18 protein-coding genes and 1 pseudogene are annotated in these 23048 nt (G+C 64.7%); 13 read left to right on the top strand and 6 right to left on the bottom strand.

Features of this window, described 5'->3' with window-relative positions; translation table 11 throughout:
* Positions 1-77: pseudogene (locus U1R88_RS26800) on the bottom strand (electron transfer flavoprotein subunit beta/FixA family protein); the annotation flags it as partial.
* 616 nt (positions 78-693) lie between these two features.
* Between U1R88_RS26800 and U1R88_RS26795 the strand changes: the two are divergent.
* A complete protein-coding gene (locus U1R88_RS26795) occupies positions 694-1344 on the top strand; it encodes a hypothetical protein (protein ID WP_322434005.1) in 651 nt (216 codons plus the stop codon).
* Between the two features lie 23 nt (positions 1345-1367).
* Here the strand turns inward: U1R88_RS26795 and U1R88_RS26790 are convergent, their stop codons facing one another.
* The gene (locus U1R88_RS26790; protein WP_068298207.1) at positions 1368-2117 is read right to left on the bottom strand and encodes a rhomboid family intramembrane serine protease; all 750 of its coding nucleotides are present in this window, start codon (positions 2115-2117) and stop codon (positions 1368-1370) included.
* 208 nt (positions 2118-2325) lie between these two features.
* Here U1R88_RS26790 and U1R88_RS26785 point away from each other — a divergent pair, with 208 nt between their 5' ends.
* Positions 2326-3630 (top strand): M20/M25/M40 family metallo-hydrolase, encoded by a 1305-nt coding sequence (locus tag U1R88_RS26785; protein ID WP_322434004.1) that lies wholly within the window; start codon positions 2326-2328, stop codon positions 3628-3630.
* A 54-nt stretch (positions 3631-3684) separates the two neighbouring features.
* Here the strand turns inward: U1R88_RS26785 and U1R88_RS26780 are convergent, their stop codons facing one another.
* Both U1R88_RS26780 and U1R88_RS26775 read right to left on the bottom strand, forming a co-directional pair.
* On the bottom strand, positions 3685-4755 hold the full coding sequence (locus U1R88_RS26780) for a polyamine ABC transporter substrate-binding protein (protein ID WP_322434003.1): 1071 nt from the start codon (positions 4753-4755) through the stop codon (positions 3685-3687).
* 426 nt (positions 4756-5181) lie between these two features.
* On the bottom strand, positions 5182-5862 hold the full coding sequence (locus U1R88_RS26775) for a TetR/AcrR family transcriptional regulator (protein ID WP_322434002.1): 681 nt from the start codon (positions 5860-5862) through the stop codon (positions 5182-5184).
* A 253-nt stretch (positions 5863-6115) separates the two neighbouring features.
* Between U1R88_RS26775 and U1R88_RS26770 the strand changes: the two genes are divergently transcribed.
* Entirely contained in the window at positions 6116-7501 is a 1386-nt protein-coding gene (locus tag U1R88_RS26770; protein ID WP_322434010.1) for an aminotransferase, read from the top strand.
* A 109-nt stretch (positions 7502-7610) separates the two neighbouring features.
* Here U1R88_RS26770 and leuB read toward each other — a convergent pair whose 3' ends face one another.
* Complete coding sequence (gene leuB, locus U1R88_RS26765; RefSeq protein ID WP_322434001.1) at positions 7611-8711, bottom strand: 3-isopropylmalate dehydrogenase; 1101 nt, start codon at positions 8709-8711, stop codon at positions 7611-7613.
* Positions 8712-8896: 185 nt separating this feature from the next.
* Between leuB and U1R88_RS26760 the strand changes: the two genes are divergently transcribed.
* The 3 genes from U1R88_RS26760 (at position 8897) to U1R88_RS26750 (ending at position 13053) form a co-directional block, all read left to right on the top strand.
* Positions 8897-10060, top strand: coding sequence for a hypothetical protein (locus tag U1R88_RS26760; protein WP_322434000.1), 1164 nt, complete (start codon positions 8897-8899; stop codon positions 10058-10060).
* A gap of 121 nt (positions 10061-10181) precedes the next feature.
* The gene (locus tag U1R88_RS26755) at positions 10182-12356 is read left to right on the top strand and encodes a primosomal protein N' (RefSeq protein ID WP_322433999.1); all 2175 of its coding nucleotides are present in this window, start codon (positions 10182-10184) and stop codon (positions 12354-12356) included.
* A gap of 97 nt (positions 12357-12453) precedes the next feature.
* Positions 12454-13053 carry an inorganic diphosphatase gene (locus U1R88_RS26750; RefSeq protein ID WP_322433998.1) on the top strand — a complete coding sequence of 200 codons (600 nt, stop codon included), beginning with the start codon at positions 12454-12456 and terminating at the stop codon, positions 13051-13053.
* A 66-nt stretch (positions 13054-13119) separates the two neighbouring features.
* Here U1R88_RS26750 and U1R88_RS26745 read toward each other — a convergent pair whose 3' ends face one another.
* Positions 13120-14013: an SDR family oxidoreductase gene (locus U1R88_RS26745; RefSeq protein ID WP_322433997.1), complete on the bottom strand. Its 894-nt coding sequence runs from the start codon at positions 14011-14013 to the stop codon at positions 13120-13122.
* A 92-nt stretch (positions 14014-14105) separates the two neighbouring features.
* Between U1R88_RS26745 and U1R88_RS26740 the strand changes: the two genes are divergently transcribed.
* The 7 genes from U1R88_RS26740 (at position 14106) to U1R88_RS26710 (ending at position 22875) form a co-directional block, all read left to right on the top strand.
* Positions 14106-14969 (top strand): helix-turn-helix transcriptional regulator, encoded by an 864-nt coding sequence (locus U1R88_RS26740; RefSeq protein WP_322433996.1) that lies wholly within the window; start codon positions 14106-14108, stop codon positions 14967-14969.
* A 141-nt stretch (positions 14970-15110) separates the two neighbouring features.
* The gene (locus tag U1R88_RS26735) at positions 15111-15962 is read left to right on the top strand and encodes a YwqG family protein (RefSeq protein ID WP_322433995.1); all 852 of its coding nucleotides are present in this window, start codon (positions 15111-15113) and stop codon (positions 15960-15962) included.
* A gap of 86 nt (positions 15963-16048) precedes the next feature.
* Positions 16049-17584 (top strand): L-piperidine-6-carboxylate dehydrogenase, encoded by a 1536-nt coding sequence (gene amaB / locus U1R88_RS26730; RefSeq protein WP_322433994.1) that lies wholly within the window; start codon positions 16049-16051, stop codon positions 17582-17584.
* Positions 17585-17604: 20 nt separating this feature from the next.
* On the top strand, positions 17605-18366 hold the full coding sequence (locus U1R88_RS26725) for a lytic transglycosylase domain-containing protein (RefSeq protein ID WP_322433993.1): 762 nt from the start codon (positions 17605-17607) through the stop codon (positions 18364-18366).
* Between the two features lie 63 nt (positions 18367-18429).
* Positions 18430-19173: a glycosyltransferase family 2 protein gene (locus U1R88_RS26720; RefSeq protein ID WP_322433992.1), complete on the top strand. Its 744-nt coding sequence runs from the start codon at positions 18430-18432 to the stop codon at positions 19171-19173.
* Between the two features lie 149 nt (positions 19174-19322).
* A complete protein-coding gene (locus U1R88_RS26715; RefSeq protein WP_322433991.1) occupies positions 19323-20306 on the top strand; it encodes a TAXI family TRAP transporter solute-binding subunit in 984 nt (327 codons plus the stop codon).
* Positions 20307-20511: 205 nt separating this feature from the next.
* Positions 20512-22875 carry a TRAP transporter permease gene (locus U1R88_RS26710; protein WP_322433990.1) on the top strand — a complete coding sequence of 788 codons (2364 nt, stop codon included), beginning with the start codon at positions 20512-20514 and terminating at the stop codon, positions 22873-22875.
* Positions 22876-23048: the final 173 nt, after the last annotated feature.

Below are 23048 nucleotides of genomic sequence, written 5' to 3'. Positions count from 1 at the left end.
ACACCAGACCCATCGGCCTTCACGCGGATCTTCACATTGTAGTCGACCACCCGCTTCACGGGCACGAGAACTTTCATGGGGCTTCTCCAGACGGGGAACCGGAACGATGAGCGATATGAAACGACCGCATAATGGCCTTGCCCCTCCCGCGCTGTCGGCGAACCGACACGTCACGTCGCGACAAGACCGCCGCCGCTGAACTTGATGACGCAAGTCAGCTAAAGGGCGCGGCTTTTTGTGTCAACGCGACATTTACGTGACTCTCGCATCGCAAGGCTTCCGCGCGGCACGCGATCGACCCGACCCCATAAGCCAAGACATTCTCCCCTTGCTGCCATCCAGGTTCAGCCAGGTTTGCCGCACTCACGAGTACCTGCGAATTCAGGTTCACAGATATTATTTGGTAGCATTTTATTACCTCCCTGAATTTTACTGCCAAAATTCTTGGGCGTTGCATTCTTCATACACAACAATTCAAACAAACAAGCTGTTGAAAAGCATCCCTTCCGAAAAGAACGACTTGCCGAAGCACAATTCCATGGCTGATCTCGATCCCAGGTTTGCTCGCTACTCCCTAAACCTGCGCGCTACTGACGCAGCCAAGTGTTTGGCTGCGGCTTTGCGGGGTCGAGGCATGGAGCATGAACAAGAATGAAGATCTCCAGCCCCGCCTGAATGGAAAGCAGGTTCTGAATGTTCAAGACAAGTTTGAAACTCTCCGGTGCCCTCCTCCTGGCCGCCGCCCTGGCGAGCTGCGAAACAGCCGGCATGTTCCCCAAGCCTGGAGAGGCCTATGTCAAGGAAGTGACTGTGACGGCGACGCCAAACCCACGTGCCGCCGTACCACCAGGCATGGAAACGCGGCTCCATGCGACTCTGGCAAGTGAGGCCGGCCGCTTTCCCCAGACGGGTGCGCCCAAACGCGTCTCCATCGTGATGACCGGCTATCATCTGAAGAATCCCGCATTATCCCTGCTGATCGGTGATCAGAACTATACCAGCGGCACGATGACGGTCATCGATCTTGCGAGTGGAACCCCTACGAAGCCAGTGACACTGCATGTCCAGGACTCCGGCTTCCCTCAAGGGGTGGTCGGCGCCATTCAGGCCGCGACGCAGAATACGTCCCTGGTCGAAAGTCGGCTGGTCAGTGCCACCAGCACCCAGGCGCTCGAAAAATTCTACGGCACCAAATTGTTGAAGACCCACTGGTCCGGCGTACGGTCGGCTACAGCGCCCCAGCCCGTCGCAACTCCAGTACAACCTACCCAGCCTGCCCCCGCGGCAAAGCCGAAGATCAAGCCGGCCAAGCAAGCCGCCGTTGCCGGCCAGCCAAGCACCTGAGCCAGCGGCCCGCCAGTGCTGTCTCAATCGAACGTGTCGCGCCAGTCGTTCTGCGCCTGGGGCGGCGCGTTGTCGAACAAAGGCGCGTCGGCGCGCTTGAGCGGCAGGACCAGGATGGCACCGGCGACCAGCCCGCCAAGATGGGCAAACCAGGCGACATCATCGGTCGAGGTAACGAAATAGGCATAGAGCGCAAAATAGGCCTGGTAGAGGATCCATGCCCCGATCGCCCAATAGGCCGGCAGTTTCAACGGAATGCGGAAGAACAGGAGCACCCAGATCTTCACCTTGGGATGCAGCAGCACATAGGCAGCCACCACGCCCGATATCGCCCCGGACGCTCCGATCAGCGGGCTGGTGGAGTCCTGCGCGGTCAGGGCATAGGCGAAGGAGGCCAGCACGGCACAGGCGAGATAGAAGAACAGATAGCGCCAGCGCCCGAGATCATCCTCGACATTGTCGCCGAACACCCACAGGAACAGCATGTTGCCGGTGAGATGCATCCATGAGCCGTGCACGAAGGAAGAGGTGATTGGCGTCAGCCATTCCGGCACCCTGATATATTCCGCCGGGAGCTGCATCTTCTGGAACAGCACCACCGGAATCATGCCGTAGGAATAAGTAAAGCCCGCCGTATCCGCCACAAAGGTGCCGGGCACATAGCCGGACTGGAAGAACACGAAAACCGAGACGTTGGCGGCAATCAGCGCCCAATTCACGTAAGCTCGCGTGATGCGCCGGTGCGGGTTGTCGTCATAGAGTGGTATGATCATCTCGCGTCCAGTATCGCATGCCGATGCAAGTCGCGTGACGGCAGGAATAATGTAGGGCGAGAAGCAGCGGGAATAAAGGTCGCACAGCCAACAGAGCCGTTGGCGTGGGCTATTTACCGTCATCCTGCGTATTATTTTGAGAATGCGCGGCATTTATGCATCATCTGCCCGGGTCATTGGAGGGTGATCGCAGTCCGAGAGGAACCAGATGCTTCGTTGCTCGCGATCTCGCGCCGCTGCCCTTGCCATCACCATGACCGCCCTGCCGGTTCTGACCATCACCGCGGAGACCTCCCCCACCTTCGCCGCCCCGCAGGAGGCCGTACTCAAGCAGGCCGAGGCGCAGCGCCAGGCCCTGATCGACACCATGAAAACGCTGGTCTCCATCGAATCGGGCAGCAAGGACCCCGCTGGCCTGGCTGAGATCGCCAATCTGATCGCAGATCGCCTCAAGGCCTTGGGCGGCGAGGTGCAGCAGATCGAGCCGAAGGACGTCTATCGCATGCAGGACACGCCCGAGAAACTGGGCAAGGTCGTGCTTGCCCGCTTCACCGGCACCGGCACCAAGAAGATCGCGCTGATCGCCCATATGGACACGGTCTATCTCAAGGGCATGCTGGCGCGGCAGCCCTTCCGCATCGAGGGTAACAAGGCCTATGGCCTGGGCATCGCCGACGACAAGCACGGCGTTGCCCTCGCCCTCACCACCGTCGCCCTGCTCAAGGACCTGAATTTCAGGGACTACGGCACGCTGACGGTGATGATCAACGGCGACGAAGAGATTTCCTCGCCCGCCTCGCGCGCGCTTCTCACCGAGATCGGCGCCGAACAGGACGCCGTGTTCTCCCTGGAGGGCGGGGGCATCGGCACCGACCAGATCATCCTTGCCACCGCCGGCATCGGCGCCGTCGCCCTCAAGGTCGAGGGCAAGGCCTCTCATGCCGGGGCCGCCCCCGAGCGCGGCGTCAACGCGCTTTATGAACTGGCGCACCAGATCCTGCAGATGCGCGATCTTTCTGATCCCAAGCTCGGCCTCAAGCTGAATTGGACGGTGGCCAAGGCTGGCACAAACCGCAATGTCATCCCGGCCGAAGCGACCGCCCAGGCCGATGTGCGCATGCTGCGCATGGCCGATTTTGATCGCATCGAAAAGACGGTGAAGGACCGCATCGCCAGGAAGCTCCTGCCCGACAGCAGGATCGAGGCGGTGTTCGAGCGTCGCCGCCCACCCCTGCAGCCCAGCGATGCCGGACGTGCCCTGGCGGCGCAGGCTGGGACCATCTATAGCGAGATCGGCCGGAAGCTGACGGTGATCGACAAGGCCGGCGGCGGTGGCACGGACGCCGCCTTCGCGGGACTGAAGGCCAAGGGGCCGGTGCTGGAAGGTCTCGGCCTGCGCGGCTTCGGCGCCCATTCCAACGACGCCGAATATGTCGAGCTCGATTCGGTGGTACCGCGCCTCTATCTGCTGGCGCGGCTGGTCATGGAGGTCTCGGCCGGCAAGACGAAATAAGTGCGACCCGGCCCAGGTGCGGCCGTCTCCTGCCGCGCCTGCTGGCCCGAAATCCTATTCGTTGGTCTTGATGTTGGTCCAGGTCCGCGTCCACAGCTTCTGGATCTTGGCGTCCGGCGCCGTGGTGGTGAACAGGCGTCCCATGGTGGCCTCGTCGGGGAAGATGGCGGGATCCTTGAGGATCTCAGGCTTGATGAACTTCTGCGCGGCGAGGTTGCCGGTGGCGTAGGAGATGAACTCCGTGTTCCTGGCGGCGACTTCGGGACGCATCATGTAGTCGATGAAGGCATGGGCTTCCTCGACATGCTGGGCATCCTTGGGGATGGCCCAGCCGTCGACCCAGATCAGGGCGCCTTCCCTAGGTACGACATAGCGGATGTCGACCAGGGGCCCATCAGGCGACTTGGCGTGAGCCTCGATGGCGCGGTTGCGCGCCTGGATGACATCACCGGCCCAACCGACGACCAGACAGAGATCACCGGCGGAGAGCGCACTGAGATAGCCCGAGGAACTGAAGGTGCGGACATAGGGCCGGATGGCCTTGAGCAGGTCCCCCGCCTTGGCGATGTCCTTGGGATTCTTGGAATCGGGGTCGAGGCCGAGATATTTCAGAGCGGGCGGAATCAGTTCGTCGGGAGTATCGAGGATGCTGACACCGCAATCGGCGAATTTGGCGAGGTTCTCCGGCTTGAACACGATGCTCCAGCTGTCGATCGGCACATCGCCCAGGCGCTTCCTGGCCATCTCGACATTGTAGCCGATGCCGGTGGTACCCCACATATAGTTCACCGCGTATCGGTTGCCCGGATCGTAGAAGGCCAGGCGCTGGAATACCTTGTCCCAGCCATGCTTGAGATTGGGGATCCTGGCCTTGTCCAGCGGCTGGAACACGCCGGCCGCGATCTCGCGCTTCAGGTTGGGACCGGTGGGATCGACGACGTCATAGCCCGAATGGCCGGCATAAAGCTTGGTCTCCAGTACCTCGTTGGAATCCATGGTGTCGTAGACGACCTTGATGCCGGTCTCCTTGGTGAAGGATTCCAGGGTGGCGGGATCGATGTAGTCGGCCCAGCTATAGACATTGACTACCTTGTCGCCTGCGGTGGCAGGGCTGGACGACAGCACGGCAGTCAGGCTCGCACCGGCCAATACCAAACATTGGAACGGACGGAAGCGACTTCGGCGGCACGGCTGTCTCCCTGTCTGGGTGGAGCGAAACGGCATGGATATCTCCTCTGGGCGTGCGTCATCATTGCCGCCGGCGCCATACGCCGACGGATGGGGTTGCGGTCCCGCACGACGGGCCACGATCGCGGTGACGGGTGCCGGGCGATCTCGCTGCGTCAAATGCAGGCGCGACCACTCGCGCCGAGAAAACAGGCTCGGCGTGGCTCAAAATCCGGACAGGCTAAGCGAACGCCCTTTGGCGCTTCCGCCCTGCAGCCCGGGTGACAAATCCGATCAAACTACTGCCTGGAACAAGCCGACCGGCCCACCCTCAGGCATCTTCGTCTTCGCACTGGCGATAGGCGTTTCCTCCTTCCCGCTCGCTCAGGACGTTTGGGCTTCCGGAGCGGATCGGCCCAGGGATGCTCGCGCCGTCGGAACGGGCCCCGACGGCGTGAAATGGTCGGGCAGCACGATGGCAAGATGCGAGGCCGCGACATCGCGCGCTTCTTCCCGCGACAGGTTCTTGGGCGCGATCAGCAGATGCAGCCACAGGCCTTCGAGCATGCATACGATCGCGCGCGCCAGCTTATGCGCATCGATGCCGACGGGCACCAGTTCGGCGCAGAGTTCGGCGACGACATCCAGATTCTCCTGGTCGGTCGCGTTGCACATGCTGCGATAGGTCGGGCGCGCCTTCGCCTCGCCGCGAAAAGCGCACCAGGCCGCCAGCTTGCGCGGCGTGCAGATGCTGCGGTCGAAATCGGCCAGGACCATGGCCCAGAGCTTTTCCGGAGCCGATGGGCCGGCCTGGGCGAGCGTAGCGCGCCAATGGTCGCGATATTCGTCCGACAGGAAACGCAACGTCTCCAGCAGCAGCTGTTCCTTGGTCTCGAAATGGAAGTTCACGATGCCGCGGGACATGCCGACCGCCTCGGCGACGACACCGATCGTGGTGCCTTCATAGCCGTAGCGGGCCAGGCAATCGATCGTCGCATCGATCAACTCGCTTCGGCGTTCGGCCCGGTTGATCCGCGTGCGGCTTGTCCCTGTAACCGTACTCATCCTGATGCGACCACCCCGTCTCGCCGCGCAATCCAAGCCAGCGTATTTTCGGCATGCTTGGCGAGAACGGCAGGATTGTCAATGCCAATTTTTGCTATACGTTCGTTCAGTATATTGCCTTTAACTGAACGAACGTATAGCAATTAGAGAAGTGGTTTTCGGCGAAAAGGCCGTTGATGGACCTGCCTTTGGTCATGTCGCGGCTTAAAAAGACGAGGTGACGACGATGACGACGACCGGCTCGACGGCAGTGATGATGGCGGCGGTGGAAGAGGATGTCGCAGAGCGCGCCAGGCGCCATCTGGTCCAGCCCTGGCCGGTGGCGGAAACCGTCGGCGACGAGGCCCGCCCGCTGATCGGCGAGGGCGAGGGCATCTACATCACCGATGCCGCGGGCAAGCGTCTGATCGACGGCCCCGCCGGCATGTGGTGCACCAATATCGGCCATCGCCGGCGGGAACTCGCCGACGTCATGCATGAACAGGCGATGGCGCTGTCCTACAGCTCGCCCTGGTACACCACGAGCACGCCTTCCGTGGCGCTTGCCGAGCGAATCGCCGCCCATGCGCCGGGCGATCTCAACCATGTGTTCTTCACCACCGGCGGTTCCTCGGCCGTAGAGACGGCGCTGCGCTTCATGCAGTTCTACAACAATGTGCGCGGGCGCCCCGACAAGAAGCTGATCCTCAGCCGCGGCAGCGCCTATCACGGCTCGACCTATCTTTCCGCCTCGCTCAATGCCCGCCCGCGCGACAACGACTGGATGGACAGCGCGGAGGATCTCGTCGTCAAGCTCACGGCGCCGAACCCATACCGCCGCCCCCGCGGCAGGACGGTGGCCGAATTCGCCGACTTCCTGGTCGACGAGTTCCGCGACGCCGTCGCCCGGATCGGCGCCGAGCGGATCGGAGCCTTCGTCGCCGAGCCGATTCAGGCCTCGGGCGGCGTCATCGTGCCGCCGGACGGCTATCTCCCGCGTATCCGCGAGATCTGCCGGGCCAACGACATTCTCTATGTCTCCGACGAGGTGGTGACGGCCTTCGGCCGGCTCGGCCATGTCTTCGCTTCGGGCGAGGTGTTCGGGCTCGATCCCGACATGATCACCTTCGCCAAGGGCGTCACTTCCGGCTATTTCCCGCTCGGCGGCGTGGTGATTTCCGACCGCCTCCTCGCGGATCTCAGGCGCTCAAACCATCCCGAGGCGATGTTCGCCCACGGCTTGACCAACACCAGCCATCCCATCGGCTGCGCGGTGGCGCTGAAGAATCTCGACATCCTGGAGGACGGCGTCCTCGACCATGTGCGCGAGGTCGCGCCCTATTTCCAGGCCAGGCTCCGGAGCCTGGCGGACCTGCCCTTGGTCGGCGAGGTGCGCGGCGTCGGCATGATGGCCGGCATCGAATGCGTCGCCGGGCCTGCCGGCGAGGAGGGCGGCGCGCTCGACGAGACCATCGGCAAGCGCATCGACGGCCATTGCCAGGAACTCGGCCTGCTGGTGCGCCCCATCGTCAACATGTGCGTGATGTCACCGCCGCTGACCATCACCCGCGCCCAGATCGACGACATGGCCGCCATCCTGCGCGAGGGCATTTCGCGCACGATGGACGACCTCGAACGCGAAGGCCTGTGGCGACGCTAGGTTCGGAGCGCGGACTTCCAGTCCGCTCCTGGGGCGAGGCTACTCATTGAGGAGCAAGAGCGGACATCGCGACATGCCTGCATGTCGCTGAGAAGTCCGCTCTTCAATCTTACCCCATCGCCTTGATCACGGCGGCGCCCATCTCGCTGGTCGAGACGGCGTTCTGGCCGGCGCTGGCGATATCCTTGGTGCGCAGCCCCTCGCTCAGCACCGCCGAGATGGCGGCGTCGAGGCGATCGGCTGCCTCGGCAAGGCCAAAGGAATAGCGCAGCGCCATGCCGAAGGAGGCGAGGGTTGCGATCGGATTGGCCAGGCCCTTGCCGGCAATGTCGGGAGCCGAGCCGTGCACGGGCTCATACATCGCCTTGCGCTTGCCGGTCTTGGCATCCTCGGCGCCAAGCGCGGCCGAAGGCAGCATACCGAGCGAGCCCGTCAGCATGGCGGCGACGTCGGAGAGCATGTCGCCAAACAGATTGTCGCAGACGATGACGTCGAACTGCTTGGGCGTACGCACCAGCTGCATGCCGCAATTGTCGGCGAGGATGTGCTCAAGCTTGACGTCGGCATATTCGGCCTTGTGGACCTCGGTGACGACCTGCTTCCACAGCACGCCGGACTTCATGACATTGTGCTTTTCGGACGAATGCACCAGGCCGCGGCGCACCTTGGCGAGGTCGAAGGCGACGCGGGCGATGCGCTCGATCTCGTGGGTGGTGTAGACTTGGGTGTCGACGGCGCGCTTCTCGCCGTTCTCCAGCGTGACGATTTCCTTGGGCTCGCCGAAATAGACGCCGCCCGTGAGCTCGCGCACGATCATGATGTCGAGGCCTTCGACCAGCTCGCGCTTGAGCGAGGAGGCCTCGGCCAGCGCCGGATAGCACACGGCGGGACGCAGATTGGCGAAGAGGCCAAGGTCCTTGCGCAGGCGCAGCAGGCCGGCCTCGGGGCGCGCCTCATAGGGAACGCCGGCCCATTTCGGGCCGCCCACCGCACCGAACATCACCGCATCGGCCTGCTCGGCGAGCTTCATGGCGTCCTCGGAGATCGCCTTGCCATGCGCGTCATAGGCGGCGCCCCCGACCAGATCCTCTTCCGTCTCGAAGGAGGCGAGACCGGTCTTGTTGAGAAAGGCGATCAGGCGTTTGACCTCCGCCATCACCTCGACACCGATGCCGTCGCCAGGAAGAAGGAGGAGCTTTTGCGTCGCCATGACCTGTCACCTTTGTTGGGAATGCCGGCTGATTAGACGAGCGGGGAAGAAGGTGCAAGCCAGGAGGCATGCTGCGATGCCGGCAGCGCCTGTTCCCCAGGAGACTCGACGCTCCCCCGGGCCTGCCCCAGATTTGCGCGCGAATTGGGCCCATTGGCCCAGCACAACTGGGATGGAGCCTGTTCGTGAGCGAGCCCACGCAAGGTCTTTGGCACAATATGAACCGCCCGCTGACCGCCATTCTTCTCGGCGTGCTGCCGTTCTGGCTCTTCCTGGGCGCTTCCGACAAGCGAACCGTCAACGGCGAGGTGGTGTTCGAATCTCAATTGAACCTGCTGGGCATCGTGATGGCGATCATCGCCCTGGGGCTCGCCTTCACCATGCTGCGCCGCGATGGCTCTCCCGGCCAGCCCCCACGCCGGTGGCTGCGTACCGCGGTGGTCATTGCAGCCATTCCGCTGGCCCTGTTCCAGCTCGGCTATTCCATCGGCTTCTACAGCTTCAAGGACATCAAGATCGCTCTCTTCGGAGGCCCCGCGCCGCCGCCTGCCACCTATAGCGGACTGAATCCTGACCTGAAAAAGTTCTTGGTCGAGCGCTCCCGGACCCTGGATCAGGGGCGCCTCAACGACGTGATCGTCAACTCCCTGTTACGCCTGACTGAAGCGCGCATCAGGCACAACGCTTATGCGGACGCCTGCCATCGCGGCAAATGGCAATTGGAGGCGGTGGCCCTACCCGCCTCACTTAGCGAAGCAGGACGCGATGCGATCGCCGAAAGCGAGCGCAAGCTAGCGGCCGAGCGGCCGGCGCCCTGCACGGAAAAGAATGCCAAGGCCAACATCACAGAGCTCTCCGACTATTATGCCCGCGACAAGGACATCCTGGCGATTCAACTCGCCGGCTACGACGGCCGTTTCGGCTCGGAACCTCCACCCGCCGCCTCCACGACCGTACCCGCTATTGAAGGTGTTCCTGTCGGATTGGGAGCCAGCGTTGCAGAGGCTCAACGCATTTTTGGCTCCACCCGCCAGCCAGAGCCCTATACCAGCGCGATGGGCGAACGCCTCGCACTCTATCCCGCCGACGGCTTTGCACTTTACCTGTCGACCGACAAGCAGGTCGCGAGCATCAAACTCACCAAACCGTTCAACGGCAGCGTGGGCAGCGTCAGGATCGGTGATCCCTTGATCACCCTGAAACGCCTGATGGGCAAGCCGACGAAAGAGCTCTTCCCCCTCGATGAAAACCGCGCCTATTTCTATCCCCTGCCAGACGACGTCACAGTCCGTTTTGACGCCAGCGAGGAGGAAGGCGTGCAATCGATCATGCTGCTCAAGACGAAGTAGCGGCTGCAGGAGGCACGGCCGGCATGTGCCACCCTTGACAGACTCAGCCCCCTCCCCGACCTGTCGGGGATGATCGTGGCGCATATCCCATCGAGCCAAGCCTCCCGGAGCGCGGGGGCCCATGGCTAATCCGGGCGAAGTCGTCGAGGTGCTGCTGCCGGTGGCGCTGGAGCGCACCTACAGCTACCGCGTGCCCTTCGGCAACACGCTGATGCCGGGCGATGTCGTGCGCGTCACGCTCGGCCCACGCGAGGTGGTCGGCGTGGTCTGGGATGGCGACGGCGTGCTGCCCGCCTCCTCCAACCGGCTGAAATATGTCGAGGAACGCCTCGAAATTCCCCCGCTCGGGGCCGAGATGCGCCGCTTCATCGAATGGGTAGCGAATTGGACGCTGACGCCGCGCGGCATGATCATGCGCATGGCGCTGCGCGCGCCGGAATTGCCGCCGGAGAAACAGAGGCTCGGCTATCGCCTGGGCAAGCATGAGCCCGAGCGGCTCACGGCGGCGCGCCGGCGCGTGCTCGACCACCTGTCCGATGGTTTCGTGCATGAAAAGCGTGTGCTGATCGAGGCCACGGGCGTGTCGCCCAGCGTAGTCGACGGGCTGGTCGATGCCGGTGCCGTCGAGCCCCTGGCCCTGCCGCCAGAACCGGTAGCGGGCACCCCGGATCTCACCTTCGGCAGCGCCAGCCTGAACGAAGCCCAGGCGCTGGCGGCCGCCAGCCTCGGCCAGGCCGTGGCGGCCCGGCGCTTTTCGGCGACCCTGCTCGAAGGCGTCACCGGATCGGGCAAGACCGAGGTCTATTTCGAGGCGGTGGCCGAAGCCGTCAGGCAGGGCGGCCAGGCGCTGATCATGCTGCCGGAGATCGCGCTGACCAACCAGTTCCTCGACCGCTTCGCCGAGCGGTTCGGCGTGCGCCCGGCCGAATGGCATTCGGGCGTATCGGCCAATAAGCGGGCTAGGCTCTGGCACGGTATCGCCAAGGGGGAGGTCGCGGTGGTGGCCGGCGCCCGCTCGGCCCTGTTCCTGCCCTTCGTCGACCTCAGGCTCATCATCGTCGACGAGGAACATGACAGCGCCTACAAGCAGGAGGATGGGCCGCGCTATAATGCCCGCGACATGGCGGTGGTCAGGGCACGGCTGATCGACGCGCCGGTGGTGCTGGCCTCGGCCACGCCCTCGATCGAGTCCCGTGTCAATGCCGATCGCGGCCGCTACGGCCATATCACCTTGCCGCAGCGCTTCGGCGGGCGGGCACTGCCGGCGATTGCCACCGTCGACATGCGCGAAGGCGGGCCCGAGCGTGGCAAGTTCATCGCTCCCGGCCTGGTCACGGCGGTCAAGGAAACGCTGGCGGCCGGGGAGCAGGCCCTGCTCTTCCTCAACCGGCGCGGTTACGCCCCGCTCACGCTCTGCCGCAAATGCGGGCATCGCTTCCAGTGCCCGAACTGCACGGCCTGGCTGGTCGAGCATCGTTTCCGCAAAAGCCTGGTCTGCCACCATTGCGGCCATACCGCCCCCGTACCGCGCCATTGTCCGAGCTGCGAGGGCGAGGACACACTCACTCCCTGCGGTCCGGGGGTGGAGCGTATCGCGGAGGAAGTCTCGGGGTTGTTTCCCGACGCCCACACCGTGATCCTCTCCTCCGACATCCATGGCAGCGCCGAGCGGCTGCGCCAGGAACTCGACACGGTTGCCAAGGGCGAGGCCAATCTCGTCATCGGCACGCAGCTCGTCGCCAAGGGACACAATTTCCCGCATTTGACGCTGGTCGGCGTGGTCGATGCCGATCTCGGCCTGGGCACCGGCGACCCGCGCGCAGCCGAACGCACCTTCCAGCTCCTCGGCCAGGTCACCGGCCGGGCCGGACGCGGCGAACGCCCGGGGCGGGCGCTGCTGCAGAGCTACGATCCCTCGCATCCGGTGATGCAAGCTCTCGTCTCCGGCGACAAGGAGAGCTTCTATGCGCGCGAGATCGCCGTGCGCGCCAAGGCTGGCCTGCCGCCCTATGGCCGCATGGCCGCCCTCACCATTTCCGACGAGGACCGCGGCAAGGCGGAGGGCTTTGCCCGCCAACTCGCCAAGCAAGCGCCCTTCGATTCCGCCCTGCGCGTGCTCGGCCCGGCCGAGGCCCCGATCGCGGTGATCCGTGGCCGCCACCGCATGCGCCTGATCCTGCAGGCCCCGCGCGACTTTGCCTTGCAGGACTATATCCGAGCCTGGCTCGCCGCAGGGCCGAAGGTGACGGGCCAACTCGTGGTCGACATCGACATCGACCCCATGAATTTCGCGTAGAGATCTCCACCTTCGCTTCACCGCCGATGATCGGCTGGCGTCATATGCCTGTCGCCTGCGCTCCCTACCTCTCCGCGTTCCCTTACCGGAGGTTGAAATGACATCGCTGAAGTCCCTGCTCGCCGCTGCCCTGTTCGTCCTTCCTGCCTTGCCGGCCCTGGCCGAGGCGGAAAACGTGCTGGCCTTCAAGCAACCCAAGAATGCGCCCGAGGAACTCAACATCGTCGTCGAGATTCCCGCCGGCAGCATGGTGAAATACGAGACCGACACGGATACCGGCCATATCGTCGTCGACCGCTTCATCGCCATGCCGATGGCCTACCCGGCCAATTACGGCTCGATCACCCGCACCAAGGCCGCCGACGGCGACCCTCTCGACGTGCTCGTCTATACTCGCGCGCCCATCGCTCCCGGAGCGCTGATCCGTGTGCGGCCGATCGGCCTCATCAAGATGATCGATGGCGGCGACGTCGACGACAAGGTCATCGCCGTGCCGGTTACCAAGGTCGATCCCACCTATGAGGACGTCAAGGCGATCGGCGACCTGCCCAAGATCGAGCAGGAGCGCCTTGCCGCCTTCTTCCGCGTCTACAAGCAGATTCCAGCCGGCAGCAAGGTCGTCGAAGTCGGCGGCTTCGACAGTGCCGAAGCTGCCAAGGAACGCGTCAAGGCTTCGATCGAAGCTTACGGGAAATAATCTCGGGCGCGATGCGCCCTCCTATCGGCCTTCACCTCTCTCCCCAACGGGAGAGAGGCTTTTGCCTCAGGCCCCGTAGTTCATCGCCCGGAGATCGGCGATCAGGCTGGGGCCGCCAGGCTGCCATCCCAGCTTCCTTTGGGTCTGCTCGCCCGAGGCCGGCATGTCGTGGCCGGCAAACAGGCCGAGCCAGCCGAAATGAGCCCCCGCCTCGCAGAGGGGGATGGATCTGATCGGCACTCCCAGGCCCCGGCCGACCACCTCCGCGATCTCCCGCTGGGACACACCCTCTTCAGCCACCGCGTGGTATTTCGCGCCCGGCTCGGCCTTTTCCAGCACCAGGCGGTAGAGACGAGCGACGTCGAGGATATGAGCTGCCGGCCAGCGGTTCCGGCCCTCCTCTATATAGGCCGACACGCCCTTCTCGCGCGCCACCGCGATCGCATAGGTGACGAGGCCCTGCCTGGCGGTATCGTGAACCTGGGGCAGGCGCACCACCGAGACATTGCCGCCCTCGGCAGCCACGGCCTCAGCAGCTTCCTCAGAGGCGGCGCGCGGGATCACCTTCGAACTGATCACCGCGCCATCTTCCCTGGCCAACTCGCCGGGCACCGTGCTGGCCATGGCGGTGCCCGAGGTCACGATCAGGGGCCTGCCAGAGCCGGCAAGTGCCGAGCCGAGCGCCGCGATTACGCGGCGATCATCCTCGCAATTGGCGGCGAAGGTCGAGAAATCATGGTTGAAGGCGAGATGAATGACGCCGTCCGAACGGGCGGCTCCGGCTTTCAGACTGTCGAGGTCCCCCAGCGAGCCGCGATGGGCCTCGGCACCCGCCGCGGCCAGGGCCGCCACCTTCTCTTCGGAACGGACCAGGCCAAGCACCTGATGGCCCGCTCCGACCAATTCCTTCACGACGGCCGAGCCGATGAATCCGGTCGCGCCGGTCACGAATACGCGCATGAGCAAGTCTCCTAGCAAGATAGGCGACAAGCATCGACCCTTGGCGTATCCTGGTAAAGTAGTGATATTATCGTATTATAATGGCTAACAGGATGAGCGGACAGCTTACGCAGGAAACCCGGCTCGGCAGCTATCTGAGAGATCGCCGCGCCAAACTCGATCCGGCCGCCTTCGGCTTCGGCCCTGCCCGCCGCCGCACACCCGGCTTGCGTCGGGAGGAGGTCGCTCAACGGGCCAATATCAGCCCAACCTGGTATACCTGGCTCGAACAGGGGCGCGGCGGCGCGCCCTCGGCCGACGTGCTCGACCGTATCGCCCGCGCCCTCCTGCTGACCGAGGTCGAGCGCGAGCACCTCTTCCTCATCGGCCTCGGCCGTCCGCCGGAAATACGCTACCGCAAGGGCGAGGACGTCACGCCTCGGCTGCAGCGCGTGCTCGATGCGCTTCATCCGAGCCCGGCCCTGGTCAAGACTGCGACCTGGTGCATCGTGGCCTGGAACAAGGCCGCCGCCGCGATCCTGACCGATTATGGCGCGCTGCCGCCCCACCAGCGCAACGTCCTGCGCTTCATGTTTCTCGACCCCAATGTCCGCGCCGCGCAATATGACTGGGAGAGCGTAGCCCGCTTTGTGGTGGCGACTTTCAGGGCCGACACAGCGCGCGCGGGAGCGGCGGCGGAGGTGGAGCCTCTCATCGAGGAACTCTGCCGTCTCAGCCCCGAATTCGAGGCGATGTGGCGCGATAACGATGTCCGGGCCCATGGCGACGGCGTCAAGCGCCTGCGCCACCCGGTGCTCGGCCCGATCACGCTGGAATATTCGGCCTTCGCCGTCGACGGCCGCCCCGATCTGAGCATGCTGGTCTACAACCCGACACCGGAAGACCGCGACAGGATTAAGGCCTTTCTCGACGAGTTGGAGAGCCCCTCACCCGAGCCTGGAGAGGGATTGGTGTGAGGGTAGGAGCATGTAAACACGCGGTTTTCTCTCTCCCCTGCCCCTCTCCCCGCCGGGAAGAGGGGTGCGTGTCCGGAGGTTCTCTATCTTTGCCAAACGAGATAGGACGTCTTTTCAATTGCTTCTCCCCTACGAGCCATCATGATCGATCCCGTCCCCTCTCCCCGCCAGCTGCTCGAAAATGTCGGGCTCGGCGCCCATGCCGATCGCATCCTGCCCCATGAGTTGCCCGCCATTGCAATCTTGCTTGGGACCGGCACCGGAGATACCGGCCAGAGCCGGATCGGGGGACTGCCGGACCTGCCGCCCACTCTCGCCTGGCCGCACACGGCCAAGGGGGAGGCCATGGAGTTCGCACTCCAGCTCGACCTGGCCGAGCTTCCACCCGCCGCCAGCGAGTTGCCGCCCGCCGGCATGCTCTATGTCTTCGTGGGCCTCGACGAACCGGCGACCAATATCGAGCACCGCATCCTGCTTTACACTGGCACGGCTCCCCTGCATCCGGCTGCGCTGCCCGCCGACATTGCCTTCGCCAACGACATGTTCGCCGATGTCGAGCCCCATCGGCTCGAATTTACGGAAATCCGCGACTTCCCGCGTTGGGCCACCCGGGATTTCTCGGCGGTCACACGCGACATGAGCGAGGACGAGCACGACACCTACAACGAGGAATTCATGTGGTCGCTCGAGCCGAACACGGCGAGCCCCATCCTCGGCAAACTGTTCGGCCACGCCGCCGGCATCGGCTCCGACCCGCGCGAGGACGCCTATGTGGTGCGGGAGGTCAATCCGAAATGGCTCTATAACGCCCGCGAGCGCGCCAAGCTCGATCTCGCACCGGCGCGCAACTGGCGCCATCTGCTCACCATCGATTCCTGCATGACCCTCGGCCTCGGCATCTGGGATGCCGGCTACCTGCAGTTTCTCCAGCACCAGAACGACCTCGAAAAACTGGATTTTTCCAGGGTCTATGCCGCAGTGGAAAGCAGCTGAGAATCCGCGCGACGTCGCGGGGGTTCCCCATGACCGCCAAAAAAGGTATGAGCGTCGCCATATCGCGTTGAATTGAGCGAGTCATCATGACCAGTCCTGCCGCCGAAACCCGCCAGCTTCTCGAGGCTCTCGGGGTTCCGGCCAGCCGCTACACCGGCGGCTCCCGCACCGTTCGCAGCCCCCTCACCGGCGAGATCATCGGCGCCGTTCAGGATAACAGCCCGGCCGAAGCCAAGACCGCCATCGGCAAGGCGCAGGCCGCTTTCGAAGCCTGGCGCAAGGTGCCCGGCCCGCAGCGCGGCGAACTGGTGCGCCTGCTCGGTGAGGAACTGCGGACCGCCAAGACCGAGCTCGGCCGCCTAGTCAGCCTTGAAGTCGGCAAGATCGCCTCCGAGGGCCTGGGTGAAGTGCAGGAGATGATCGACATCTGCGACTTCGCCACCGGCCTGTCGCGCCAGCTCTACGGGCTCACCATCGCCACCGAGCGCGGCGACCACCGCATGATGGAGCAGTGGCACCCGGCCGGCGTGGTCGGGGTGATCTCGGCCTTCAACTTCCCCGTCGCGGTGTGGAGCTGGAACGCGGCGCTGGCCTTCGTCTGTGGCGACAGCGTGGTATGGAAGCCCTCCGAGAAGACACCGCTGACGGCACTGGCCGTGGAAGCCATCTTCAACCGCGCCGCCAAGCGCTTCGGCGGTGTGCCGGACGGCCTGCTCACTCTCATCCTCGGCGCCCGCGACGTCGGAGAAGCGCTGGTGGAGGATCCGCGCGTACCGGTCGTCTCGGCTACCGGCTCCACCGCGATGGGCCGCATCGTCGGCGAGCGCGTCGCCCGCCGCTTCGGCCGCTCGATCCTCGAACTCGGCGGCAACAATGCCTCGATCGTCACGCCCTCGGCCGATCTGGATCTGGCCTTGCGCGCCATTGCCTTCGCCGCCATGGGCACGGCCGGCCAGCGCTGCACCTCGCTGCGCCGCCTGATCGTGCATGACAGCGTCTATGACGAGCTCATCGGCAAGCTCAAGAAGGTCTATGCCTCCATCAGCGTCGGCAATCCTCTCACCACCGAATCGCTGGTCGGCCCGCTCATTGACAAGGCCGCTTTCGAGGGCATGCAGAAGGCGCTCGACGAAGCCCGCAAGGCCGGCGGCACCGTGCATGGCGGCGCCCGTGTCGCGGAAGCAGGCCCGGACGAGGCCTATTACGCCCGTCCGGCCCTGGTCGAGATGCCCACCCAGGCCGGCCCCGTCGTTAACGAAACCTTCGCCCCGATTCTCTATGTGCTGAAATATAGCGAGTTCGACGAGGCCCTGGCGCTTCAGAACGGCGTGCCACAGGGCCTGTCCTCCTCGATCTTCGCCACCGACATGCGCGAGGTCGAGCGCTTCGTCTCCGCCCAGGGTTCCGATTGCGGCATCGCCAATGTCAATATGGGCCCTTCGGGTGCCGAGATCGGCGGCGCGTTTGGCGGCGAGAAGGAAACCGGCGGCGGCCGCGAGAGCGGCTCGGACGCCTGGAAGGCCTATATGCGACGCCAGACCAGCGCCATCAATTACGGCCGGACCCTGCCACTGGCGCAGGGCGTAAAATTCGATGTCGACGACGGAGGGACGAGCCCTTGAGGATGGCGGAGACGAGACGCTTGAGAAACCTTGGATTTGCGCTGGCCAGCTGTGTGACAGCCGGTATCCTTACCCTTCCCGGTCTGGCACAGGCGCAGACACAGGCACAACAGGCTCCCTCCCAGGCCGTGGCGGTCGAAGCGCCCGGCCCGGTCCTCAAGGCCAAGGCCAAGCTCGAAAAGCGCGCCAAGCGTTCCGGCGCGGCGGCCGCTTCCGCTGCCGCGGCACCCGAGACGATGAAAGCCGGCGAAGCCACGCTCGCCGCCATCCCCCTGCCGCCTGCCCGCCCGCGTGATATCGCGGAGGCGAGCCCAGCGGCTCCGGCCCCGCACGAGGCCGAAATCCAGACCGCCAGCATCCCCACGGCGGCACCGGTAGCCGTGCAGAAGGCAGCGGCCGAGCCCTTGGATCTCAAGCCCATCGGCAATGTCGATTCCCTGATCACCAAGCACGCCGCTCGTTACAATGTGCCCGAGAGCCTGCTGCGTCGGGTGGTCAAGCGTGAAAGCGGCTTCAACCCCGGGGCGCGCAACGGCCCCTATCTCGGCCTGATGCAGATGCGCCTCGATACCGCCCGTGGCATGGGCTACCAGGGCGGCGCCGCCGGTCTGTTCGATGCCGATACCAACCTCACCTATGGCGCCGCCTATCTCGCCAATGCCTGGCGCGTCTCCGGCGGCAGTCCGGATCGCGCGGTGCGACTCTATTCCAGCGGCTACTATTACGAGGCCAAGCGCAAGGGCATGCTGCCGCATATGATCAAGGGCAAGCCGGGCCGCTGAGGAGAGAACAAGCCTTCGCGCGTCGGGGGTTTTCGATCTTCCGCGCCGCATCGCAAATCCGACATGTCCCAGCCTGAACTCAGCATCATCATCCCCACCAAGGACCGCCCCGATCTCCTGCGGCGGGCGCTGGCCTCTACGCAAGCTCAATCCTTCCGGGATTTCGAGCTCGTCGTGGTGGATGATGGCGACGGAAGCGGGGCGAGGTTGGCCGAGGAGCTCGGTCTCGATCGCCTCCAGGCCTTGCTGACCGGTGGCAGCGGCCAGGTCCCGGCCCGCAATCTCGGTGTTGCCGCGGCGCGCGGCCGGCGCATCGCCTTCCTGGACGATGACGACTGGTGGGCTGAGCCGGGTCATCTCGATCAAATGCTCGCCAAGGCCGACAGCCGTGGCCTTCTCTATGCCTCCGGCCGCATTGTCACCGAGGGCAATCGCGCCGACGCCGGCAGCGAGCTCACCTTCGATGCCCATGCCGATGCCGAGGCCATTCGCCGCGACAATCGCCTGCTGGTATCAGGCGTGATCTACCCGCGCAGCCTGCACCAGAACCTCGGCCCCTTTGACGACAAGCTGCCCTATTACTGGGATTGGGACTGGTATCTGCGCCTGTTTGCCGCCGGCGTGCCGTTCTCCGGCCCGCAGGGTGATGCGGTGCGCATCTCCGCCCGGGACGATAGCGTCTCGGCCGCCGCCAATCTCGCCGCCCGCCAGGCCAACCTCGGTCGCCTGTCCGCCAAGCACGGCTTGGGCCAGCTGATACTACGCAATCACGAATCGATCGCCCGGGAGGGCGGCCGGCCTTCGTGAGGCAAATCTATCGGGCCTCAGCCCTCCCCGCATGAAAAGTTCTCCGATTGCCGTAGCGTTTCGGCAGACCGGCGGAGCATGCTTGCAGATCGGCGATTGCTCCCTATGATCTCCTGCAACCATAACGAATATCATCCAGGGAGATCCACATGTCCGCCATGCTCCTCAACCGTCGCGGCCTGCTTTCCGCCGGCGCCGGACTTGCCTTGACAGCCTTCTCGGCGCCCGCATTAGCGCAAAAGCGTATCCGCATGGTGGTTGCCACCGGCGGTACGGGCGGAGTTTTTTATCCCTATGGCGGGGGCCTCGCCAAAATCTTCTCTGAAAAGGTCCCCAATCTGCAAGCAACGGCCCAGGTCACCGGCGGGTCGGTCGACAACGCAAAGCTGCTGCATGCCGGCGAGGCCGAGCTCGGCTTTTCCACGCTCGATTCCACCTATGATGCGGTCCAGGGCTTGGCCGCCTACGAGCAAGACGGCAAGCAGGATGTCGCGGTGCTCGCCGTGCTCTATGATTCCTTCCTGCATGTGGTGGCCAGCAAGGATGCCGGCATCACCCGCATCGCAGATCTCAGGGGCAAGCGCGTTTCCATCGGTTCGGCCGGCTCCTCCACCGAGTCGATCGCTGACCGCGTCCTCGCTGCCGCCGGGCTCGATCCCAAGACCGACGTGACGCGCGATAATCTCGGCGTGGCCGAATCGGTCGGCGCGCTCAAGGACGGCAAGGTCTCCGCCTTCTTCTGGATCGGCGGCGTGCCGACTTCGGCGGTACGCGACCTCGCCACCACCGGTCAGCCTCCGATCAGCTTCGTCCCGGCCGATGCCGAACTGGCCGTGGTCGAGCAGAAATATCCCGGTCTCTACCGCCCCTTCCTCCTCAAGAAGGAGGCCTATGCCGGCCTCAGCGGCGATGTTGCAGGCCTAGGCATCGCCAATGTGCTGATCGTCTCGGCCAAAGCCGAGGACAGTCTGGTCACAACCATGCTGGATGGCCTGTTCAACAATCTCGATGAGATCCACAAGGTCCATCCCGAAGCCCGCAAGCTCTCGCTCGCAACGGCCGCGACCAAGACAGCCGTGGCCTTCCATCCCGCAGCGGAGGCTTATTACAAGGCCAAGGGCGTGCTGAAGTGAGGGGTTGGCGCTGACGCCAATACGCAACCTTTGTCGTTGCCGGGCTTGACCCGGCAATCCGGTGTTTCTTTCAACGTGATGCCTGCGGAGAGTTGGATGCCCGGGTCAAGCCGTGCATGACAAAGGTTGGAGCCTTTAATCACCCTCGACCCTTCAGCGAGGAGCAGGCTTCGCCGGCATCGCGCCCAATCACAAAGCAACCAGCATGCGTGAAACCGAAACCAGGGTCGAGCTGACCGAAGAGGAATTCGAGCGGCTCGCCTCCGACAATGAGGGCGGCCCGGCGGCGCATCTGTCCGGCTGGCTCGGGCGGGTGACCGGCCTGTCGCTGTTCGGCCTCTCGGCCTATGTGCTTTATTGGACGCAGTTCGCTGTCAACACCACGATCTACCGCGTCAGCTTCCTCGCCATTGTGCTGGCTCTGGTCTTCGCTCTCTTTCCGCTGGTGCGCGACCGCACGCCGCGCGCCGCCTCGATCGAGGAATGGCTTGCCGGATTTATGGGCGCCCTCGCCTGCCTTGCCTTGGCGCTACAGAGCGGCATCTTCGCCCGCAGCCTGCTGGCGGCGCTGCAACTGGTGGTTGTGAGCCTCACCTTCGCCCTGATGCCGTTGGCGACGCGCAGCCGGTTCCTGATCACCACCCGCGTGCTCGACTGGATCCTTGTCGCGCTCTGCGTCGGCACGGCCCTGGTGCTCTGCCTGACCATCGAGGATTACAAGGCCCGGCCCACCCGCCCGACGCCGGAGGAACTGGTGCTCGGCGGCGCCTTGATCCTTCTGGTGCTGGAGGCGACCCGCCGCACCGTCGGGTGGATCCTGCCGGCTATCGCCATCCTCTTCCTGTTCTATTGCTATTTCGGGCCCTATATCCCCGAGCCCTTCGACCACCGCGGCTTCTCCCTGCAGCGCATCATCGGCCAGAATGCCCTGACGCTGGAGGGCCTGTTCTCGACGCCGCTCGACGTCGCTGCCACCTTCATCATCCTGTTCACCATCTATGGCGCGGTGCTGGAACGCGGCGGGGCCGGCAAATTCTTCATCGACTGGGCTTTCGCGCTGTTCGGCAAGACACCCTCGCCCTCCGCGCCCGGCCGCGCCGTGGTGACCTCGGGCTTCCTGCTCGGCACCGTGTCAGGCTCCGGCGTCGCCACAACGGTGACCATCGCCTCGCTCGCCTGGCCGATGCTGCGGCGCTCGGGCTACACGCCCAACGTCGCCGGCGGCATGCTCTCGGCCGCCGGCATCGGCGCTACCCTGTCGCCGCCGACGTTGGGGGCAGCCGCCTTCATCATCGCCGAATATCTCAATGTCGATTATCTCGACATCCTGATCTACGCCACCATCCCGACCTTGCTCTATTACCTCTCCTGCTGGCTGATGACGGAGGCCGATGCCCGCCGCCTCAAGGTTACGCCGGTGAAGACCTCCGACGCTTCGCTGTGGCAATTGACGGTGAGCGAGGGCTATCATTTCCTCTCGCTCGGCGCGATCGCCGTCTTCCTGATCCTCGGCTTCACCTCCTTCCTGGCGGTGTTCTGGTCGATCGCCATCGCCTTCGGCCTGTCGATGATCCGCAGCCATTCCCGCCTGGTGACGCCGCGCGCCTTCGCCATCGGCGTGGTGGCCGGCCTCGCCGCCTATGGCTTCGGCAAATCCGGCCTGTCGGCGAATCTCGGCCTGATCAATCTCTTCGACGGGCGCATTTCGGTCTGCGTGTTCTGGGGCATGGCAGCCGCCACGCTCGCCTCCGGCCTTGAAGCGTGGCTGGCGTTGCGCGCCGGGCGCACGCCCGATCCTGCCGCCACGCGCATGATCGAGGCCCTGATCGACGGTTCGCGCTCGGTGCTCGGCATCGCCTCGATCTGCGCCTGCGCCGGCATCATCGTCTCCGTGGTCAATCTCACCGGCCTTGGCCTCACCATTTCCTCGATCATCGTCACGCTTGGCGGCGGCGAGCGGGTGGTGGTGATCATCCTCGCCGCCATTGCCATGTGGATCCTCGGCACCGCCGTGCCGGTGACGGCGAGCTATATCATCGCGGCGGTGATGCTGGTGCCGGCGCTCACCGGCGTCGGCGTGCCGGAGCCAGCCGCCCACATGTTCATGTTCTACTACGCCGTGCTGGCAGACGTCTCCCCGCCCACGGCACTGGCCCCCTTCGCCGCCGCGGCAATCACCGGCGGCACCCCCTTCCGCACCATGATCCAGGCCTGGAAATATACGCTGCCGGCCTTTCTGGTGCCCTTCATGTTCTGCCTGACACCGGACGGCCTGCGCCTGCTCATGCTCGCCCCTGGCGGCGGCTGGCCCGCCGATCTCGGCGAATGGCTGCAGGTGCTGCTGACCACGGCCACCTCCTGCCTCGCCCTCGTCGGCCTCGCCATGGGCGCCACCGGTTATGCCCTGCGCCATGCCAGTGCGCTCGAACGGATCCTGGCCACCATTGGCGGAGCCCTGCTGCTGGCGGCCGACGCCTGGGCCGATCTCGGCGGAACCGCCTTCCTCGGAGTGGCCCTCCTGCTGCACTGGCTGCGCGTGCGCCCCACACTGGGAGAGAAAGAAGCCTAGAAGATCGGTAAAAGGGAACGAGACAGGCCTTTCCGTCTTCCTCGCAAGGGCGCCGCGGGGCAGCGCCGGTTACCAGACTGGCGTCGAACAAACTCTGATCGAAGGCCTGGCCTGCTCCTCCAACCAAACACTCCGCAAAAGCTGCGTTTTTTGGTCTGAGTGGTGGCCGGCCA

The organism is Labrys sedimenti (assembly GCF_034424805.1).
In the GTDB taxonomy this organism is placed as follows: domain Bacteria; phylum Pseudomonadota; class Alphaproteobacteria; order Rhizobiales; family Labraceae; genus Labrys; species Labrys sedimenti.
This window is presented reverse-complemented; position numbering and strand designations above follow the sequence as displayed.

Bases quoted from the DNA above. Each gene is read 5' to 3' on its own strand.
- U1R88_RS26795 (WP_322434005.1), top strand. From the start codon at position 694: ATGTTCAAGACAAGTTTGAAACTCTCCGGTGCCCTCCTCCTGGCCGCC.
- U1R88_RS26790 (WP_068298207.1), bottom strand. From the start codon at position 2,117: ATGATCATACCACTCTATGACGACAACCCGCACCGGCGCATCACGCGA.
- U1R88_RS26785 (WP_322434004.1), top strand. From the start codon at position 2,326: ATGCTTCGTTGCTCGCGATCTCGCGCCGCTGCCCTTGCCATCACCATG.
- U1R88_RS26775 (WP_322434002.1), bottom strand. From the start codon at position 5,862: ATGAGTACGGTTACAGGGACAAGCCGCACGCGGATCAACCGGGCCGAA.
- U1R88_RS26770 (WP_322434010.1), top strand. From the start codon at position 6,116: ATGATGGCGGCGGTGGAAGAGGATGTCGCAGAGCGCGCCAGGCGCCAT.
- leuB (WP_322434001.1), bottom strand. From the start codon at position 8,711: ATGGCGACGCAAAAGCTCCTCCTTCTTCCTGGCGACGGCATCGGTGTC.
- U1R88_RS26755 (WP_322433999.1), top strand. From the start codon at position 10,182: ATGGCTAATCCGGGCGAAGTCGTCGAGGTGCTGCTGCCGGTGGCGCTG.
- U1R88_RS26750 (WP_322433998.1), top strand. From the start codon at position 12,454: ATGACATCGCTGAAGTCCCTGCTCGCCGCTGCCCTGTTCGTCCTTCCT.
- U1R88_RS26745 (WP_322433997.1), bottom strand. From the start codon at position 14,013: ATGCGCGTATTCGTGACCGGCGCGACCGGATTCATCGGCTCGGCCGTC.
- U1R88_RS26740 (WP_322433996.1), top strand. From the start codon at position 14,106: ATGAGCGGACAGCTTACGCAGGAAACCCGGCTCGGCAGCTATCTGAGA.
- U1R88_RS26735 (WP_322433995.1), top strand. From the start codon at position 15,111: ATGATCGATCCCGTCCCCTCTCCCCGCCAGCTGCTCGAAAATGTCGGG.
- amaB (WP_322433994.1), top strand. From the start codon at position 16,049: ATGACCAGTCCTGCCGCCGAAACCCGCCAGCTTCTCGAGGCTCTCGGG.
- U1R88_RS26720 (WP_322433992.1), top strand. From the start codon at position 18,430: ATGTCCCAGCCTGAACTCAGCATCATCATCCCCACCAAGGACCGCCCC.
- U1R88_RS26715 (WP_322433991.1), top strand. From the start codon at position 19,323: ATGTCCGCCATGCTCCTCAACCGTCGCGGCCTGCTTTCCGCCGGCGCC.
- U1R88_RS26710 (WP_322433990.1), top strand. From the start codon at position 20,512: ATGCGTGAAACCGAAACCAGGGTCGAGCTGACCGAAGAGGAATTCGAG.